Annotated in this window: 18 protein-coding genes; 8 read left to right on the top strand and 10 right to left on the bottom strand. The window is 66.1% G+C overall.

The genetic code is table 11. The annotated features are described in order from the left end of the window. Positions 1-144: 144 nt before the first annotated feature. The 4 genes from hemC (at position 145) to VVD47_RS14895 (ending at position 3,152) form a co-directional block, all read left to right on the top strand. Positions 145-1,089 carry a hydroxymethylbilane synthase gene (gene hemC / locus VVD47_RS14910; protein ID WP_327604278.1) on the top strand — a complete coding sequence of 315 codons (945 nt, stop codon included), beginning with the start codon at positions 145-147 and terminating at the stop codon, positions 1,087-1,089. After that, positions 1,086-1,865, top strand: coding sequence for a uroporphyrinogen-III synthase (locus tag VVD47_RS14905; protein ID WP_327604277.1), 780 nt, complete (start codon positions 1,086-1,088; stop codon positions 1,863-1,865). The genes hemC and VVD47_RS14905 overlap by 4 nt, the downstream gene beginning before the upstream one ends. Next, the gene (locus tag VVD47_RS14900) at positions 1,862-2,203 is read left to right on the top strand and encodes a DUF2782 domain-containing protein (RefSeq protein WP_443080988.1); all 342 of its coding nucleotides are present in this window, start codon (positions 1,862-1,864) and stop codon (positions 2,201-2,203) included. The genes VVD47_RS14905 and VVD47_RS14900 overlap by 4 nt, the downstream gene beginning before the upstream one ends. Positions 2,204-2,303: 100 nt before the next feature. Further along, on the top strand, positions 2,304-3,152 hold the full coding sequence (locus tag VVD47_RS14895; protein ID WP_327604276.1) for a C13 family peptidase: 849 nt from the start codon (positions 2,304-2,306) through the stop codon (positions 3,150-3,152). Between the two features lie 53 nt (positions 3,153-3,205). Here VVD47_RS14895 and VVD47_RS14890 read toward each other — a convergent pair whose 3' ends face one another. From VVD47_RS14890 to VVD47_RS14880, 3 genes are read right to left on the bottom strand one after another with little or no spacing between them, the layout of a single operon-like run. Then, positions 3,206-4,684, bottom strand: coding sequence for an ammonium transporter (locus VVD47_RS14890; protein WP_327604275.1), 1,479 nt, complete (start codon positions 4,682-4,684; stop codon positions 3,206-3,208). Positions 4,685-4,706: 22 nt separating this feature from the next. Beyond that, entirely contained in the window at positions 4,707-5,045 is a 339-nt protein-coding gene (glnK, locus tag VVD47_RS14885) for a P-II family nitrogen regulator (RefSeq protein WP_327604274.1), read from the bottom strand. A 51-nt stretch (positions 5,046-5,096) separates the two neighbouring features. Continuing rightward, a complete protein-coding gene (locus tag VVD47_RS14880) occupies positions 5,097-5,846 on the bottom strand; it encodes a TorF family putative porin (RefSeq protein ID WP_327604273.1) in 750 nt (249 codons plus the stop codon). 255 nt (positions 5,847-6,101) lie between these two features. On the opposite strand from VVD47_RS14880, the gene VVD47_RS14875 reads away from it, so the two are divergent. Next, the gene (locus tag VVD47_RS14875; RefSeq protein WP_327604272.1) at positions 6,102-6,350 is read left to right on the top strand and encodes an accessory factor UbiK family protein; all 249 of its coding nucleotides are present in this window, start codon (positions 6,102-6,104) and stop codon (positions 6,348-6,350) included. Positions 6,351-6,427: 77 nt separating this feature from the next. On the opposite strand, the gene VVD47_RS14870 is transcribed toward VVD47_RS14875, so the two are convergent. The 4 genes from VVD47_RS14870 to VVD47_RS14855 all read right to left on the bottom strand — a co-directional run bounded on the left by VVD47_RS14870 (position 6,428) and on the right by VVD47_RS14855 (position 11,960). Further along, complete coding sequence (locus tag VVD47_RS14870; protein WP_327604271.1) at positions 6,428-9,100, bottom strand: DNA topoisomerase III; 2,673 nt, start codon at positions 9,098-9,100, stop codon at positions 6,428-6,430. A gap of 158 nt (positions 9,101-9,258) precedes the next feature. Beyond that, entirely contained in the window at positions 9,259-9,744 is a 486-nt protein-coding gene (locus tag VVD47_RS14865; protein ID WP_327604270.1) for a DUF494 family protein, read from the bottom strand. A gap of 68 nt (positions 9,745-9,812) precedes the next feature. After that, positions 9,813-10,853: a DNA-processing protein DprA gene (dprA, locus tag VVD47_RS14860; protein ID WP_327604269.1), complete on the bottom strand. Its 1,041-nt coding sequence runs from the start codon at positions 10,851-10,853 to the stop codon at positions 9,813-9,815. Positions 10,854-10,925: 72 nt separating this feature from the next. Further along, a complete protein-coding gene (locus tag VVD47_RS14855; protein ID WP_327604268.1) occupies positions 10,926-11,960 on the bottom strand; it encodes a LysM peptidoglycan-binding domain-containing protein in 1,035 nt (344 codons plus the stop codon). Between the two features lie 230 nt (positions 11,961-12,190). Between VVD47_RS14855 and def the strand changes: the two genes are divergently transcribed. From def to htpX, 3 genes are all read left to right on the top strand, one after another. Next, positions 12,191-12,694 carry a peptide deformylase gene (gene def, locus VVD47_RS14850; protein WP_327604267.1) on the top strand — a complete coding sequence of 168 codons (504 nt, stop codon included), beginning with the start codon at positions 12,191-12,193 and terminating at the stop codon, positions 12,692-12,694. Positions 12,695-12,704: 10 nt separating this feature from the next. Next, positions 12,705-13,640: a methionyl-tRNA formyltransferase gene (gene fmt / locus VVD47_RS14845; protein ID WP_327604266.1), complete on the top strand. Its 936-nt coding sequence runs from the start codon at positions 12,705-12,707 to the stop codon at positions 13,638-13,640. A gap of 86 nt (positions 13,641-13,726) precedes the next feature. Next, complete coding sequence (htpX, locus tag VVD47_RS14840; protein WP_327604265.1) at positions 13,727-14,572, top strand: zinc metalloprotease HtpX; 846 nt, start codon at positions 13,727-13,729, stop codon at positions 14,570-14,572. 51 nt (positions 14,573-14,623) lie between these two features. Here htpX and VVD47_RS14835 read toward each other — a convergent pair whose 3' ends face one another. Genes VVD47_RS14835 through VVD47_RS14825 form a run of 3 tightly spaced genes read right to left on the bottom strand, consistent with a single transcriptional unit; the run spans position 14,624 to position 17,813 of the window. Further along, positions 14,624-15,739: a protein-glutamate methylesterase/protein-glutamine glutaminase gene (locus tag VVD47_RS14835; RefSeq protein WP_327604264.1), complete on the bottom strand. Its 1,116-nt coding sequence runs from the start codon at positions 15,737-15,739 to the stop codon at positions 14,624-14,626. 2 nt (positions 15,740-15,741) lie between these two features. After that, positions 15,742-17,520: a chemotaxis protein CheA gene (locus VVD47_RS14830; RefSeq protein ID WP_327604263.1), complete on the bottom strand. Its 1,779-nt coding sequence runs from the start codon at positions 17,518-17,520 to the stop codon at positions 15,742-15,744. Beyond that, the gene (locus tag VVD47_RS14825; RefSeq protein ID WP_327604262.1) at positions 17,517-17,813 is read right to left on the bottom strand and encodes an STAS domain-containing protein; all 297 of its coding nucleotides are present in this window, start codon (positions 17,811-17,813) and stop codon (positions 17,517-17,519) included. The genes VVD47_RS14830 and VVD47_RS14825 overlap by 4 nt, the downstream gene beginning before the upstream one ends. Between the last annotated feature and the right edge of the window lie 50 nt (positions 17,814-17,863).

The following is a 17,863-nucleotide window of genomic DNA, read 5'->3' as shown; positions in this document are numbered from 1 at the left end:
ACCTGCGTGAGGCGTCTTTTGCCCGCAAAACAAAAGCTTGCGATTCTAGCAGCCGACGCCGCCCGGCGCTTGGGCAGCGACTGGCGCGCGGCCGTGTAAACTTCACGCCACCACGCCTTTCACCGCAGATCCGCTGCAACTTCCATGCCCAAGCCCGACGCCCCGACCCGCATCGTCATTGCCACCCGCGAGAGCCGCCTCGCCCTGTGGCAGGCCGAGCACATCAAGGCGCGGCTGGAGGCCGCCTGGCCCGGCTGCACGGTGGACCTGCTGGGCATGACCACCCGCGGCGACCAGATCCTCGACCGCACGCTGTCGAAGGTGGGCGGCAAGGGGCTGTTCGTGAAGGAGCTGGAAGAGGCCTTGCTGGACGGCCGCGCCGACATCGCGGTGCATTCCATGAAGGACGTGCCGGCCGAACTGCCGCCAGGTTTCGCCCTGGTGGCGACCTGTGCGCGCGAGACGCCGCTGGATGCCTTCGTCTCCAACCGCTACGACAGCCTCGACGACCTGCCGCCGGGAGCGGTGGTCGGCACCTCCAGCCTGCGCCGCGAGGCCCAGCTTCATGCCGCCTACCCCTACATCGGCGTCGAGCCGCTGCGTGGCAACCTGGACACCCGCCTGCGCAAGCTGGACGAAGGCCGGTATGACGCGATCATTCTCGCGGCCGCCGGCCTGAAACGGCTGGGGCTGGGCGAGCGGATCCGCAGCGTACTGCCCGCCGAACAGTCCCTCCCCGCGGCCGGTCAGGGGGCATTGGGTATCGAGGCGCGCGCCGATCGGCCGGAGGTCGCCGCCTGGGTGGCGCCGCTGATCGACCCGGTGACCGCGGCCTGCGTCACCGCCGAGCGTGCCCTCACCCACGCCCTGCAGGGCGGCTGCGAGGTGCCCATCGGCGCCTTCTGCGAGCCGCGCGACGCAGCGCTGCACATGCGCGCCTTCGTCGCCGCCGTAGATGGCAGCCGCATCATCCGCGCCGAAGGCGCCGCGGCCCCCGGCGAAGCGGCCGCCCTCGGACGCCGCCTGGCCGAGGACTTGCTGGCGCAGGGCGCCGCCTCCTTGCTGGCGGCCGCACGCGAAGCCTCATGACCGGACCGCTGAGCGGGCGCTGCCTGGCTGTCGCCCGCCCACGCGAACAGACCGAGGCGCTGGCCGCAGCGCTGACGGCTGCCGGCGCAGACGTCTGGCGCCTTCACCTACTCCACATCGAGGCATTGGCTGACACGACGCCGTTGCACCAAGTCGGCCAGCGCCTGTCTGACTACCAGATTGCGTTCTTCGTCAGCCCGAATGCGGTGCGCCATGCCATGGCCGTCCTGCAGCGATACGAATGGCCGCAGGCGCTGCAGGTGGCAACGATAGGGCCGGGCAGTGCCGACGCATTGCGCGAATCCGGATTCGACACGGTACTGGTGCCGGAAGGGCAGTTCGACAGCGAGGCGGTACTCGACTTGCCAGCGTTCAGTGAACACGCGGTGCGCGGCCGGCGGGTGCTGATCCTGCGTGGTGACGGCGGCCGGGAATTGCTGGCCGACACGCTGCGTAAGCGCGGCGCGACGGTGGATGCGGTCCAGTGCTACCGGCGCGTGCCGGCCTCGCCCGACCTCGCCCCGCTGGGCGCGCGACTCAAGGCCGGTGCCCTCGACGGCATCATCGTGACGAGCAGCGAGGCACTGCGGCGGCTGGACGAATTGCCCGGTGGCAAGGCACTGCTGGAAGGCTGCACGCTGTTCGTGTCGCATGCGCGCATCGCCGCCGGCGCTGAACGGCTGGGCGCCGGTCGGATCGTATTGACCGCACCCGGGGACGACGGCATCGTGGCCGGCGTGATCGATCATTTTGTGCAAAACAGGAGCCAAGCATGAGAACCCCCATCCTGCCGACCATGATGCTGGGTAGCTGGCTGGCGATCAGTCCGGCACTGCACGCACAGACCAAGCTGGAACCGATTCCCGAACCGCCGCCCCCGCCACCCGGCTACCAGCCCGACCCGGCGCTGGAGCCGGAAGTGACGATCCGCGACCGCGGCGAAGACCGCGTCGAGGAATACCGCATCCGCGGCAAGCTCTACATGGTGAAGGTGACGCCGAGAATCGGCCCGGCCTATTACCTCGTCGATCGCAAGGGTGACGGCGTGTTCGTGAAGCACGAAGGCCTGGAGTCGGGCCTGACCGTCCCGCAGTGGATCATCCTGCGTTGGTAGGCGGGGCGTAACCGGGCTAATAGGGCTGAGCGGGCAGGGGCCACGCCCGCTCCGGTCGCGCAGCTAGAATCGGGCGCTTTCATCCGCGAAAGCGCCTTCCATGTTGCGAACTGCCTGTGTTGCCCTGCTGTGTCTCGGGTTGTCGGCCTGCGCCGCGCTCAATCCCAAACAGGACCAGTGGGCGCAGCGTAGCGACGTACTGCTGGGCGCGCAGCTCACCGCGGCCACCAGTACGCTGGCACAAAGCCCGCCGCCAAAAATCCTGCTGGCCGCCTTCGCGATGCACAGCGATTCGCTGGCTTTCCAGGGCGATACAGAGCTCTTCCTGCAACGCTTTGGCGAACTCGCTCCGCAGGCCGCCAGGCTTCATCTCAGCAACCGGCCCGCATTCCGCGAGCTGCCCTTGCCCTTCGCAACGGGGGGCACGTTAGGCCACAGCTTCGCCACCCTTGGCAGGCAGCTCGACACCGACAGCCTGGTGGTCATCCTGATCAGCTCGCACGGTAACAAGAACGTGCTGGCCGTGGACATCGCGGGCGATGACTTCCCGGCCATCAGCGGACGACGTCTGCGCACGGAACTCGACAAGCTGGGCAACGTGCGCAGCATCGTGATCGTGTCGGCATGCTTCTCCGGCTCGCTGATTCCCGCCCTCGAACATGAACGCCGCATCATTCTGACCGCCGCGTCCGCCGAGCGCCCTTCCTTCGGCTGCCAGACCAACAGCAGCAACACCTTCTTCATCGACGGCCTGCTGCGCGACTTGGATACGGACCTGTCGCTGCGCCAGCTCTACGCACAGGCGCAGCAACGCGTCACGGCGCGCGAGAAAGCCATGAAGGTCCTGCCCTCCGAACCACAGATGTCGGTCGGTGCCGCCATGCAGGAGCTTGCGGAGCGCCCGCTGCGCGAGTTGCTGGCGCCCGCACAAAAAAACGGGGCGCCGTGAGGCGCCCCGAGGAGAAACCCCGCGCAGAAGCGGGGCCCTGATCAGACTGTTTCTCAGTAGTGGTAGGCGGACTCGCCGTGGCTGGAGATGTCCAGACCTTCGCGCTCTTCGTCTTCCGCCACACGCAGGCCGACGAACATGTCGACCAGCTTGAAGGCGATGAAGGACACGATGCCCGACCACACCAGCGCGACCACGACGCCCCAGATCTGCGCAACGACTTGCGTGCTGATCGAGAACTCGGCCACTGCATTGGCCACGTAGTCGTAGACACCCACGCCACCCAGTGCCGGATCGGCGAACACGCCGGTCAGGATGGCACCCAGGATGCCGCCCACGCCGTGGACACCGAACACGTCGAGCGCGTCGTCCGCACCCAGCATGCGCTTCAGGCCATTGACGCCCCACAGGCAGACGATGCCGGCGAGCAGGCCGATGACCAGCGCGCCACCGATGCCGACCCAGCCGCAGGCCGGGGTGATCGCCACGAGGCCGGCGACGGCACCCGAAGCAGCACCCAGCATGGAGGGCTTGCCCTTGATCAGCCATTCGCCGAACAGCCAGGACAGCGTGGCAGCGGCAGTAGCCAGCATGGTGTTGCCGAAGGCCAGAGCAGCCAGGCCGTTGGCTTCCAGGTTGGAGCCGGCGTTGAAGCCGAACCAGCCCACCCACAGCATGGAAGCACCGACCATGGTCAGCGTCAGGCTGTGCGGGGCCATGGCTTCACGGCCGTAGCCGATACGCTTGCCGATCACGAACGCGCCCACCAGACCGGCGATACCGGCGTTGATGTGCACCACGGTGCCGCCCGCGAAGTCCAGCGCGCCCTTCTGGAACAGGAAGCCCGCGGTCGAACCCGCAGCAGCGCCTGCTTCAGCCGAGGTGTAGGCATCCGGACCCGCCCAGTACCACACCATGTGCGCCATCGGCAGGTAGGCGAAGGTGAACCACAGCACGGTGAAGAGCAGCACGGCCGAGAACTTCATGCGCTCGGCGAAGGCGCCGACGATGAGTGCCGGCGTGATGGCGGCGAACGTGGCCTGGAAGAAGATGTAGGCCAGCTCGGGGATGTAGACGCCCTTGCTGAAGGTTGCCGCGGCCGATTCGGTCGTCACCCCCTTGAGCAATATCTTGTCGAAGCTCCCGATGAAGGCGTTGCCTTCCGTGAACGCGAGGCTGTAGCCATAAATGACCCACAACACCACGCACAGCGAGAAGACGACGAAGACCTGCATCAACACCGACAGCATGTTCTTGCTGCGCACGAGGCCGCCGTAGAACAGGGCCAGACCCGGAATGACCATGAAGGTCACCAGCAGGGCCGCGACGAGCATCCAGGCGGTGTCACCCTTGTTGGGGACGGGCGTCGCGGCCGGAGCCGCGGCAGGGGCTTCCGCCGCAGCAGCCGGTGCAGCTTCGGCCGGTGCAGCGGCAGCAGGGGCTTCCGCCGGCGCCGAGGCGTCCTGCGCCCAGGCAGCACCCGTCAGACCCATGGTCAGGGCCGTCAGGACGATGGCAAACAGCTTTTTCATGAGTTGCTCCCTCTCCTTGTTCTTAGAGCGCGTCCGCGCCGGTTTCGCCGGTACGGATTCGGATAGCTTGTTGCAGGTCGAAGACGAAGATCTTGCCGTCACCGATCTTGCCGGTATTGGCCGACTTCTCGATGGCCTCGATGACCTGGTCGAGCAGGCCATCGTCGATGGCTACCTCGATCTTCACCTTGGGCAGGAAGTCGACGACATATTCAGCACCGCGGTACAGCTCGGTGTGGCCCTTCTGACGGCCGAAACCCTTCACTTCGGTCACCGTCACGCCCTGCACGCCAATGGCCGACAGCGCTTCACGCACTTCGTCCAGCTTGAAGGGCTTGATGATGGCAGTCACGAATTTCATGATCGCTCCTCGATGCGGCATGCCCCGGAACGGGGCATGCCTGTTTGGTAATTAGAACGTCTTGCTGACGGTCAGCAGCGCGCGGTCGTCGCCCAGGTTCTTGCCATAGACGTTGTGGTAGAACTCGCCCGGCTTGCCCTTGGCGTCGGAACCGACGTAGTACAGGCCCCAGGTCAGGCCCACCAGCTCCTTGGTGACGCCCAGCTTCCAGTCGGTGTAGGAAGCATCGGAGAAGTCGGAGACTTCCTGGCGGCCGAGGTGGGCAGCCAGGGTGAAACCGGCGCCAACGTCGAAGTTGCCGTTCAGCTCGTAGTAGATGCTGCCGTCGGTGTCACCACCGTCCGGGGCCTTGGCGCCGAACAGATCGGTGAAGGCGTACGACAGCTTGAAGGTCAGCATCTTCCAGCTCACCGCACCGTAGGCTTCCAGGGTGTTGGGGCTGGTGACGCCATCAAAATTGCCCGGGTAGTAGTACTGCAGCAAGCCGACATCGACACCCCAGTCGCCGAACGCCTTCTTGTAGCCGCCGTAGAAGTCCCATTCCATCGACGAGCCTTCGCCAACGTTCGCGTCGTTCAGCCAGCTGATGTTGCTCGCCCAGGTGCCGAGGTACAGGCCGCTGGCGTGACCGTAGTCGAAGCCGCCCTGGATGGCCGGCTTGCGATTGGTCTGGCCGATGCCGCGATAGATGTACTCGGAGGCCAGCGACACATTGCCGGTCACGGAGTGCGGCGACTCCTGGGCCAGCACGGGGGCGCTCAGGGTGGTTGCGATCAGCGAAGCGAGGATGGTTTTGCGCATGTGTTGCTCCTATGTAAAACAGGGAAGATGGGGCAGCACGTTTAAGCGGGATTCGTGCCAACGCCAGAAGGCCCGCTCGCTACTTGGCTGCAACGCCCCTTATGTCAAACGCTGCGCAAAAACAGTGCAAAGACTTCGAAGCGCTTCCGGTGGGTCGGCACCAAAACAGTGCCAAGACGGGAAACGACCAGAGGCGCCGTCAAAGTCCGCTGTGCTAGAGTGAAATCACATTCCCCCGCATCAGGAGCAGCCGACATGGTGAATACGAAACTGCTGGACGAAATCGGCGCGAAAGTGTCCGAAATGCTGTCGCACACGCCGGCCAAGGACATAGAGAAGAACGTCAAGGCGCTGATGGCTGCCGGCTTTGCCAAGATGGAGCTGGTGACCCACGAAGAATTCGAAGTCCAGCGCGAAGTACTGGCCCGCACCCGCGAACGCCTGTCCCAGCTGGAGGCCCGCATCGCGGAACTGGAAGCGAAGCAGCGCGAAGAGGCCGCCTGATCGCGCAGCCCGGTACGACGGAAAAACAAAAGGCGCGACCATGAGGTCGCGCCTTTTGTTTTGGGCTTCGGGACGGGTCAGGCGTCTGCCTTGGTCCGCTTCGTTGCCGTGCTCTTGGCCGTGGCGCTCTTGGTGGTGGCTTTCGTGGCCTTGGCCTTCGTTGTCTTGCTGGTCTTGGCGGCCTTCGTCGTCTTGGCCACGGCCTTTTCCTCCGATGCGGTCTCGGCAGCGTCCGCCCCGGCGCTCTTCGCGCCCGCCTTGGCCGGCGCTTTCTTGGCCGTCGCACGCGGCGCCTTCTGTTCGAACTCGAACCCGACCTTGCCTGCCGCCGCATCCCATTTGAGATAGGCGGAGAACTTGCGACGGGTGCGCGCGGAGACAAACTCCTTCAAGAGGTCGGTCTTGCCCGCCGTCAGCAGCTTCTGCATCTGCTCCCGCTCGATGGGCTGCTGCAGGATCAGCTTGCCGGAACGGAAGTCGCAGCTCTTCTCCGGGCCGACCGACTTCTCACAGACGTAGGACAGGCCGTGCTCATAGACCGGCGAGCCGCATTTCGGGCAAGTGCCGAGACTTTCCTGGCCGGAGAAGTCCGGCGCTTCCACCGACTCGCCCTCCCGCGGCTGGCCGAAGTCGAACTCCGGCAGCTTGTCGTCGTTGAGGCGGATCTCGGCGGAGAACGCGCGCCCCATCTTGTTGCGGAAACCCGCCAGCGGGCCGACGCGCCCCGTCGTCAGCAGCGTCTCGATCTCGGCCGGCTCGAACTGGCGACCGGCGACGATCTTCCACAGACCGTAGTCGCAGTCGCTGCACTGGAACTTCTTGTAGTTCTCGCGGATCAGGCCGCCGCACTTCGGGCAGGGCGACTTCAGGATGCCGAAGTCACCCGGAATGGTGTCGGAATCGTAGGTCTTGGCGCGCTCCACGATGTCGCGCGTCATGGACACGATGTGCTCCATGAAATCCGCGCGCGACAGCTCACCCTTCTCCATCTGGGCGAGCTTGTATTCCCACTCGCCGGTCAGCTCCGGCGAGGACAGCTCGGTAACGCCCAGCCCCTTGAGGAGCGTGATCAGCGAGAAACCCTTGGCCGTCGGAATCAGCTCGCGGCCCTCGCGCAGCATGTAGGTTTCGGCGATCAGGTTCTCGATGATCTGCGCACGCGTAGCCGGCGTGCCAAGACCGCGTGCGCTCATCGCTTCGCGCAGCTCCTCGTCCTCCACCAGCTTGCCGGCGCCTTCCATCGCGGAGAGCAACGTGGCTTCGTTGTAGCGCGCCGGCGGCTTGGTCTGCATGGCGCGCACGACGATTTCGTCGGTCGCAGCCCCCTCGCCCGGCTTCACGGCCACCAGCGAGCCGGTCGCGCCTTCCCCTTCGACCCCTTCACTCGCAGCTTCCTTGCCATAGATGGCCAGCCAGCCGGGATTCACCAGCACCTTGCCCTCGGTCTTGAAGGCTTCGCCCGCCACGCGGGTGATGCGGGTGGTCACCATGTACTCGGCTGCCGGATAGAACACGGCAAGGAAACGCTTGGTGACGAGGTCGTAGATCTTCCACTCGGCTTCGGACAGCGTCTTAGGCTGCGCACCGGTCGGCACGATCGCGAAGTGGTCCGAGATCTTGGCGTTGTTGAAGATGCGCTTGTTGGCCTTGACCCAGCCACGCTTGAGGATCTCGGTCGAGAAATTCGTGTACTGGTCCGGCAGCGCACCGAGGATGCTGGGCACCTGTCCGATGTAGTCCTCCGGCAGCGCGCGTGCATCGGTACGCGGATAGGTCAGCACCTTGTGCTTCTCGTACAGCGCCTGCGCGATCTGCAGCGTGGTGCGTGCCGAAAAGCCGAAGCGGCCGTTGGCTTCCCGCTGCAGGCTGGTGAGATCGAACAGCAGGGGCGACAGCTGGGTCGAGGGCTTGGCCTCTTCCTCGACCTTGCCCGGCTGGCCGTCGCACTTCGCCTTGACGGCATCGGCGCGCGCCTTGTCCCAGATGCGGTCGGCGCGGGCGTGCTCGTCGTCGTCCGGCTTCCTGTAACCCTCGTCGAACCACTTGCCGACATACTCGCCTGCCGTGACGCCGAAGCGTGCCTCGACTTCCCAGTAGTCGCGCGACTTGAACTTGCGGATGCGCTCTTCACGTTCGATGACGATGGCAAGCGTCGGCGTCTGCACACGCCCCACCGTTGTCAGGTGGAAGCCGCCGGTCTTCGAATTGAAGGCAGTCATGGCGCGCGTGCCGTTGATGCCGATCAGCCAGTCGCTCTCGGCGCGGCACATCGCCGCTTCGCGCAGGCCGCTGGTCTCGCTGCCGGCGCGCAGGGCCTGGAAGCCGTCGCGGATCGCCTGCGTCGTCATGCTCTGCAACCACAGGCGACGGATGGGCTTGGCGGTGCCGGAGTGCTCGGCGATATAGGTGAAGATCAACTCGCCTTCGCGTCCCGCGTCACAGGCATTCACGAGCCCGGTCACGTCCTTGCGCTTGATCAGGCGCGTCAGCAGGCGCAGGCGCTCGGCGGTCCGCTCCACCGGGTTGAGCTGGAAGCGCGGCGGGATGACCGGCAGATGCGCGAAGCTCCACTTGCCGCGCTTCACTTCGTACTCGTCGGGCACCGCCAGTTCGAGCAGGTGGCCGATCGCCGAGGAGAGCACGTACTCCTCGCTCTCGAAGTAATCCCCCTCCCGGGTAAAGCCACCAAGGGCCCGGGCGATGTCCTGGGCGACGGAGGGTTTCTCGGCAATGATCAGCTGTTTGCTCATGTCTGCGCTACAAGCGGACCAGCGGGCATGGCGGACACGGCCCGATGGTCAGGAAAGCGGGGAAGAGTGCTGCATCCGGCGTCCCGCGTGGGTTGGGGGCCGATGATAGAAGGCGCCGCGCGGCCCGCGCAAGCGCAGACCACCGGCAAGAAGGCTGTTCAATGAACCAGCAGGTACTCGCTGTCCTCGTCGTCGAACTCGTCAGCTTCGTCGGTGAGGAGTTCTTCGAGGATCAAGGTATCCATGCTGGCCTGCTGCTGCCACATGACCATCAACACGATGACCTTGAAGCTGCCCAGCGAGATTTCCTCGCCCGGCATGGCCAGCGCGCGTTCGATGATCATTTCGCGACGACCAGCATCCAGCACGCCGGCCGTTTCCAGGAAATGCAGGAAACCGCGGCAGCTGGCGTCCAGGCGATGACATTCCTCGTCGCTGTAGATACGGAACGACTGCTGGCCCGGGAGTGCCGCAACGGTGACGGTCGCCGTCGTGCGCAGGCCTTCCAGCCATTCGATGGCGCTATCGACCTCGCCCTCTTCGAATCCGGCGGCGGTCAGCTTGCGGTGGAGTTGGTCAGGTTCGGCCGGGCAGGCATCTGCATAGCCATAGGTTTCAAACAGATAAACCAGAATGTCGATCATAAGAGGCCCCGGTTGAAGCGCTCGGACAGTGCCTTGCGCCTTGGCGCCACCCGGCGGTGGCACGCGACTCAATCGACTCGCTGGAAACGACCGCCCGGCAAACGCGCCACGCGACCATCAAGCTCCAGTGTCGTCAGGATGGCGAAGAGCGCATCGGCCGTCAAGCCAGCCTGCTGCAGAAGCGTGTCTGGATCAATGGGGTCGTGGCCGATGGATTGCAAGACGCGCGCGGCCGCCGGGTCGGCGTGCGGCGCCAGGAGTTCTGCCTGACGCACCGGGGCAGGCGATGCGGCCCAGTTCAGTTCCTCCAGCACGTCCTGTGCGCTCTCGACCAGCTTCGCACCCTGTTTGATGAGCTGGTGACAGCCTTTGGACAGCGGCGAATGAATGGAGCCGGGAATCGCCATCACCTCACGCCCCATCTCGCCGGCCAGCCTGGCAGTGATCAGCGAACCGCTGCCGATGGCAGCCTCGACGACCAGCGTGGCGCGCGACAAACCAGCAATGATGCGATTGCGCTTGGGGAAGTTGTAGTTAATCGGTGGAGTGCCCAGCGGAAACTCGCTCAGCACCAGGCCCTCTTCCGCGATCTGGCGGGCCAGTTTCTGGTTGCGCGCGGGATAGATACGGTCGGCCCCCGTCCCGATGATTGCAATGGTGCTGCCCTGCCCCTGCAAACCACCCCGATGCGCCGCAGCGTCGATGCCCAACGCCAGGCCGCTGACAACGGACAGGCCGGCATCGGCCAGCGCATGGGCAAAGGCCTCTGCATTGCGCTCGCCCTGCGCAGTCGCGTTGCGCGCGCCAACCATCGCGACGGCAGACCGGTTCGCGAGTTCAAGCCGACCCTTGGCATACAGAAGGCAGGGCGGATCTGCGCCTTGCAGCAACGACTGGGGATAGTCGGGGTCGATCAGCGTGAGGACAGCGTTGCCCGGCTGCGCTGCCCAGGCAAGGGCAGCATCGACCTCGGCGCGGTTGTCGTGGCGATGAAGCAGATCAGCGATCTCTTCTCCGACGACGCTGGCGAGCGCCAGGCGACCCGACGCAAAGACCTGCGCGGGAAGCCCGAACGCCGCCAGAAGGCGACGCTGGCATTCGGCAGACACGCCTGGCACCAAAGCCAGGCGCAACCAGTCTTCAAGCTCAGAAGGGGGAGGGGAACTCACCCCGGCAGTAGATCAGGGAGCGCGGACTGCGTCACCAGGACGAACGGGAACATCGGCATTCATGATCAGCGCATACGATATCCGGTTGAACACCCGGAATACATAAGCGATGCCATAGCGGGCCTCCGGAATGATATGTGTCTCGGGACGCCCCTCGGAGCGATACACCACCGGCTCACGGCTGCGATAGATCGCAAATACGTGCCCAGGCTCCAGGCCTTGCTGCTTGCCGATATTGAATGTCACCACGCCGTAGCGACCCGTTTCGCCAACCCCACCGTAGATGGTCGCAATGTGGCCATTGATACCAGCCGGGGGCGCATGCGGCGGGTAGTTGAAGCTATCGACCTTCGTCATCGGAACCATGCGATCAGAGATATTGACCTCTTCCCTTGAATCGATGACCTGCAGTGCAGTCGAGACCCCCGGCGTGATCAACGAAGTAGTGCGAGCCGCACCCACGTACTGAGCCTCGAAAGCGAGGATCTGGTTGGTCCGCGGATCGCGGATCGGCGCAGCACGGCGATAGATCTGCCAGTTGTCGATCCCAGGCTGCAGGTAACGTGCAAATACGGTGTCGCCGAGGCTCGCAACAATACGCTCCTGCTGGACGGCAACCACCGAGGGAAGGTTGGGGCTATCCGGCTGCTCATCGACCAGCGGTTCGGTGAGGAACGGGCGGATTACGTCCATCGGCACACTGGCGATGGGATTGTCGACCGGTGTGGAATACACCTGCGGCGACAGCCGTACCGTGCCGCCCGCAACCCCGCTGTCCTGGCTGCCGATCGACAACGTACCGGCCAGACGGTCCAGCACGACAACCTGCCCCGGGTAGATGAGGTGGGGATTGCGGATCTGGTCGCGGTTCATGCGCCAGACTTCCGGCCAGCGCGTGGGTTGCTTGAGGAAGCGACCGGAAATACCCCACAGCGTGTCGCCCTTCTGGACGGTGTAGCTGTCGGGCGCGTTGTCGGCAATGTCTTCCGGAGCGGCGTGGACGGCCGACGCGGTAAGGGCAAGCAGCAGCGCGGTTACAATTCGCATTATCGAGGCCCCGATCTTCTTTACCGGGCCACCAGGCCCGGTCGAAAGAATGCGCAGCGGCGACGGAGAAACTCCGCTAAAACCCTGCGAACATTCATGTTTTGCTTTAGATTCTGCACGTAGTTCCCTCACCCATCAAGGTTTTCTGACGAATGGGGGAGTGTGAAAAACAGGCGTACCGAGGGACTTATCGGCCTCGGTTGCCGGTAATTTGAGAGGTTGATTGAACAATGGCCTTGCTGCCAATCCTGCATTATCCCGACGAACGTCTGCATACCGTCGCCAAACCGGTGACAAACGTGGATGAACGCATCCGCAAACTGGTCCGTGACATGGCCGAAACCATGTATGCCGCGCCCGGCGTCGGCCTGGCCGCCACGCAGGTGAATGTGCATGAGCGGGTGCTGGTCATCGATGTCTCCGAGGACAAGAGCGGCTTGATGGCCTTCATCAACCCGGAAATCGTCGAGAAACGTGGCGAACAGGTATGCGAAGAGGGCTGCCTGTCGGTGCCCGGCATCTACGAGAAGGTGGCCCGCGCCGAGTTCGTGACGGTCAAGGCCCTGAATGTCGAAGGCCAGGCCTTCGAACTGGAAGCCGAAGGCCTGCTGGCGGTCTGTATCCAGCATGAGATCGACCATCTGGATGGCAAGGTGTTCGTCGAGTACTTGTCCCCGCTGAAGCAAAACCGCATCAAGGGCAAGCTGAAGAAGCGCAGCCGCATCAGCGCCTGAGGGCCGTCCCATGAAAGTCGCTTTCGCCGGCACGCCGGAGTTCGCCGCCGAGGCATTGCGCGCCATCCTCTCGGCCGGCTACGCGGTTCCACTGGTGCTGACCCAGCCCGACCGCCCCGCCGGCCGCGGCATGCAATTGCAGCCCAGCGCGGTGAAACGGGTGGCGCTGGAACACGGCCTGCCGGTCGACCAGCCCGAGAAACTGCGCACGCCGGAACAGCAAGCTGCCCTGGCCGCCTGCGCACCGGACGTGCTGGTCGTGGCGGCCTACGGCCTGCTGCTGCCGCAAGCCGTGCTGGAGCTGCCCCGCCTGGGCTGCATCAACATCCATGCCTCCCTGCTGCCGCGCTGGCGCGGTGCGGCGCCGATCCAGCGCGCCATCGAGGCCGGCGACGCGGAAAGCGGCATCACCATCATGCAGATGGACATCGGCGTGGATACCGGGGCCATGCTGCTGAAGGAAGCGCTGCCCATCCTGCCGGACGACAACGGCGGCAGCCTGCACGACAAGCTCGCCACGCTGGGCGCGCGCATGATCATCGATGCGCTCGACAAGTTGCGGAACGGCGCCCTGCCGGCGACTGCCCAGCCGGATGCTGGCGTCACCTACGCCGCCAAGATCAGCAAGGCCGAATCCGCCCTGGATTTCCGCCTGACAGCGCCGCGACTGGCCAACAAGCTGCGGGCCTTCGATCCCTTTCCCGGCTGCAGCGGCAGCATCTCTGGCACCGTACTGAAGTTGTGGGCCGGCGAGGCGGTGGATCTGCATGACGAGCCGGGCACGGTGCTACGCGCCGACGGCAGCGGGGTGGTGGTGGCCTGCGGCAGCGGCGCGCTGCGCCTGACCCAGTTGCAGAAACCGGGCGGCAAGCGCCTGCCGGCGGCCGACTTCCTGCGCGGCTTCCCGCTCGCCGCGGGCACCCGCTTCGAGCTGCCAAGCGCCTGAAAAACAACTTGAATCTTTTGCGCGCCGCCCGCATCTAAGCTGGGCGTGCATGAGCGCGCTCGACTCCTGAAAGGAAGGTTAAGCAGATGTTCAACTGGTTCAAGACCGCGGTCCTGATGGCCGGCATCGTGGCCTTGTTCGGCATGATCGGTGCCGCGCTGGGCGGTCAGCAGGGCATGATCCTCGCGCTCGTCTTCGGCGGCGCGATGAACGTCTTTTCGTACTGGTTCTCCGACAAGATGGTGCTGCGCATGTACAACGCGCAGCAGGTCGACGAGACGACCTCGCCCTACCTGTACAACATGGTGCGCGAGCTGGCGCAGCGTGCCCAGTTGCCGATGCCCAAGGTGTATCTCATCAACGAGAACCAGCCCAACGCATTCGCCACCGGCCGCAACCCGGAGAACGCCGCCGTCGCGGCCACCACCGGCATCCTGCAACTGCTGTCGGAGCGCGAGCTACGCGGCGTGATGGCGCACGAGCTGGCCCACGTGAAGCACCGCGACATCCTGATCTCGACGATCTCCGCCACGCTGGCCGGTGCGATCTCCGCGCTCGCCAACTTCGCGATGTTCTTCGGCGGTCGCGACAGCGAGGGCCGTCCGGCGAACCCCATCGTCGGCATCCTGGTGGCGATCCTCGCGCCGCTGGCGGCCAGCCTGATCCAGATGGCGATCTCGCGTGCCCGCGAGTTCGAGGCCGACCGTGGTGGTGCGGAGATCAGCGGTGACCCGCATGCGCTGGCCGACGCGCTGCAGAAGATCGACTACTACGCGCGCGGCATTCCGATGCACACCGCGGAGGCGCACCCGGAAACCGGTCAGATGATGATCATGAACCCGCTGTCCGGCGGCGGCCTGCGCGGGTTGTTCTCGACGCACCCGCCGACCGAGGAACGCATCGCCCGCCTGCGCGGCATGCGCTTGGCGTGATTGGCAGCACCTGAAGAAACGCCCGGCTTGTCCGGGCGTTTTACATTGGGTTCATTGCGCGCCGGCCAGGGCCGGGTTGCGGGACCACTCCTGCAAGGCGCCGGCAATGCCGGGTAGCGGCACCACCTGGCGCGCTGCGCCGCGGCGGATCGCCTCGCGCGGCATGCCGAACACCACGCAGCTCTCCTCCGCTTCGGCGATGGTCATCGCACCCGCGTCGAACATCTCCTTCAGCCCCAGGGCGCCGTCGTCGCCCATGCCGGTCATGAGTGCCCCGATGGCGTTGCGGCCGGCAGCCCGCGCGACCGAGCCGAAGAGACAATCCACCGAGGGCCGGTGACGGTTGATGACCGGCCCGTCGACCACATCCACCGTGTAGCCGCCGCCTTCCCGTACCAGACGCATCTGGCGACCGGCCGGCGCGATGAGCGCGAGGCCCGGCAGCACGCGTTCACCGTGCACGGCTTCGCGCACCTGCAGCTTGCACAGGCTGTCGAGCCGCCGCGCGAACATCTTCGTGAAACCGTCCGGCATGTGCTGCACGATGACGATGCCGGGCATGCGCTCGGGCAAAGCGGTGAGCAGGGTTTCCAGCGCCTGCGTACCCCCGGTGGACGCGCCCAGCGCAATGACGCGGTCGCCTCCTGCCGTGGCCTGCCGCGGCAGCGGCTCCTTGACCAACGCCTGCGTGGGCACGGGCACCGGCGGCAGGCGCCGGACCTGGCTGATGCGGACCTGGGCGGCGGCGCGCACCGCGGCCACGATGCTCAGGGACTCATCCTCGAAGAACTGGCGCACACCGATCTTGGGTTTCGGGATCAGGCTCACCGCGCCGGCGGCCAGCGCGTCGATGCCGGCCTGCGCACCATGGCCGACCAGGCTGGAGCACACCACCACCGGCGTCGGTCGCTCGGCCATCAGCTTGCGCAGGAAGCTCAGGCCGTCCATGCGCGGCATCTCCAGGTCCAGCACGATGACGTCCGGCCATTCCTGCTGCATGCGTTCCATCGCGTGGATGGGATCGAACGCCACGTCGATGACGCGGATGTCCGGCTGCGCGTCCAGCAGCTCGCGCGCAGCCTGTCGGACCAGCACGGAATCGTCGACGACCAGCACGCGGATGGCCGGACGCGTGACGCGGGAAGTCCCGGGAGGCAGGGTGTGCATGCTCAGGCGGCCTTGTAGTGGATGCTGCGTTGAGTGTGGTCCACCACCAGCCAGCTACCGTCGGCCAGCAGGGTGCGCTGCGCCGCCGACGCGGGCAGGCGCAGGGTGAAGGTGGTGCCGGCGCCGGGCCGGGTCGATACGGTGACGTCACCCCGCAGTGCGCGCAGGGTTTCGCGCACGACATCGAGGCCGACGCCGCGCCCGGACACGTGGGTGATGTCACGCGCGGTGGAGAAGCCCGGCGAGAAGATCAGCTCCAGCAGCTCCGCCTCGCTGTGTTGCGACCCGGCACGCAGCAGTCCGCGTTCCACCGCGCGCTGGCGCAGTTGTTCGTGGTCGATGCCGCGGCCATCGTCGGCCAGGGTCATCGCTAGGCTGTCGCCGTCGCGTTGCAGGCTCACGGTGATGCGCCCGCAGCGTGCCTTGCCCACCGCTTCGCGCTCGGCGGGTGTCTCGATGCCATGGTCCAGCGCATTGCGCAGCAAGTGCAGCACCACTTCGCCAAGGCGCTCCACCTGCAGGCGATCCACTTCGAGTTCTTCGCCCTGCAGGCTCAGTTCCACTTCCTTGCCGAGCTCGCGCGCCAGATCGCGCAGCACGCGGTGCGAGCGGCGGAAGGCTTCGCGTACCGGCAGCATCAGCAGGCGGCGCGCAGTGCCCACCGCTTCGCCGGCCAGCATGTCCATCGCCTCCAGCTCGCCATGCAGGGACGAGCCACCGCGCTCGGCCTGGGTCTGCACGTTGCGCGCCACCTGGGCCATATTGAAGACCAGGGCCAGCAGTTCCTCCAGCGATTCGCGCGGCACCCGCACGGTCTCCACCTCGCCGGCCTGGCGCGCGCGGTTGTCGGCCTGCTTCTCGACAGCGGCGGCCACCAGTTCGCCATCGACGAAGCCTGCGTCCACCAGCACCTCGCCGATGCTGCGCGGGTGGGCGCCGGACGCCTGCAGGGCCAGCGCACGGCGCATCTCCTCGTCGGTGATCGCACCCACCTCGACCAGCAGTTCGGCCAGCCGCTGGCGCCCTTCCGGCAAGGCACGGATGCGCGACAGCAGCGCCCGGTGGCGCTCCGGTGGCGGATGCATGCGCAGGTGACAGTCGCTGCGCACGAAGGCGAAGACGTGCTCGATGTCGGCCTTGTCGGCGCTGGTTTCCAGCAGCACCGTGAAGCGCAGGTAGCAGTCCTCGGGCTGGTACTGCGCGGCCAGTGGCAGATCCTCCTGGTGCACCCTCAGGTCGAGGATGCGGCCCAGGTGGGTGAGGTGCTGCAGGAAGTAGGCGGGGTCCAGCCCCTGCCGCAGGACGCCCGGCTCGAAGGACAGCTCCAGCGTCCACACATCGGCACCGCTTGCCGTGGGCACGACTTCCGTGCGGACGACGGTGAGCCCGGCATGGCGCGCCAGCCCCTCCTGCACGCGCAGGCGCTCGGTCTCGTACAGGCGCAGGCCCGCCGGGTCGCCGAGCGACCACGAGCCCACCAGCTTGCGCAACAGGTCCACCGCCACCAGCAGGTCACTGACGGGGGCACCGACCGCCGCCAGCGCGCCGCTGCGCAGCCGCTCCAGCACGCTTTCCAGCGCGTGGGCCAGTTGTTCGATCTCCGCCAGCCCCATCATGCCGGCGCTCCCCTTGAGGGTATGCGCGCTGCGCAGCAGCGCGTCGGCCAGCGCCGCATCGCCGGGACTGCGCTCCAGTTGCAGCAGCAGGCTCTCCAGCAGGGCGAGCTGTTCACCGCTCTCGCTCAGGAAGCTGCTGTCGAAATCGTCAGCGGTCGCGCTCACTCGCAGGACTCCGGGGACGCCACGGGCCCGCCGGGGTCCAGGCGGTAGAACTCGAGCAGGGCGTGCACCTCCGGCCGGATGTCTTCGAGCTGCAGGTTCATCCGGCGTGCCGCCGCCTCCCGACGCAGCATCAGCAGCAACTGCACGCCCGCACTGTCGATGCGCGCTGCACCGGCCAGGCCCACGCACAGGTCGGTGCCGGGGGAAAGGCTGGCCAGCAGGCGCGGCCACCATTCGGCCACGCGGTGCACGGTGAGGTCGCCATCGAGTTCTATCCTGCAATGCGTCGCCACGATTCGCTCCGGGGTGTGCCCTCATCCTGCCGATGCGGGCTTACCCTAGT

The sequence above is a fragment of the Uliginosibacterium sp. H1 genome, from assembly GCF_036017065.1.
Classification (GTDB): Bacteria; Pseudomonadota; Gammaproteobacteria; order Burkholderiales; family Rhodocyclaceae; genus Uliginosibacterium.
The sequence above is the reverse complement of the archived record's forward strand: the minus strand, read 5'-3'. Positions and strand labels throughout refer to the sequence as shown.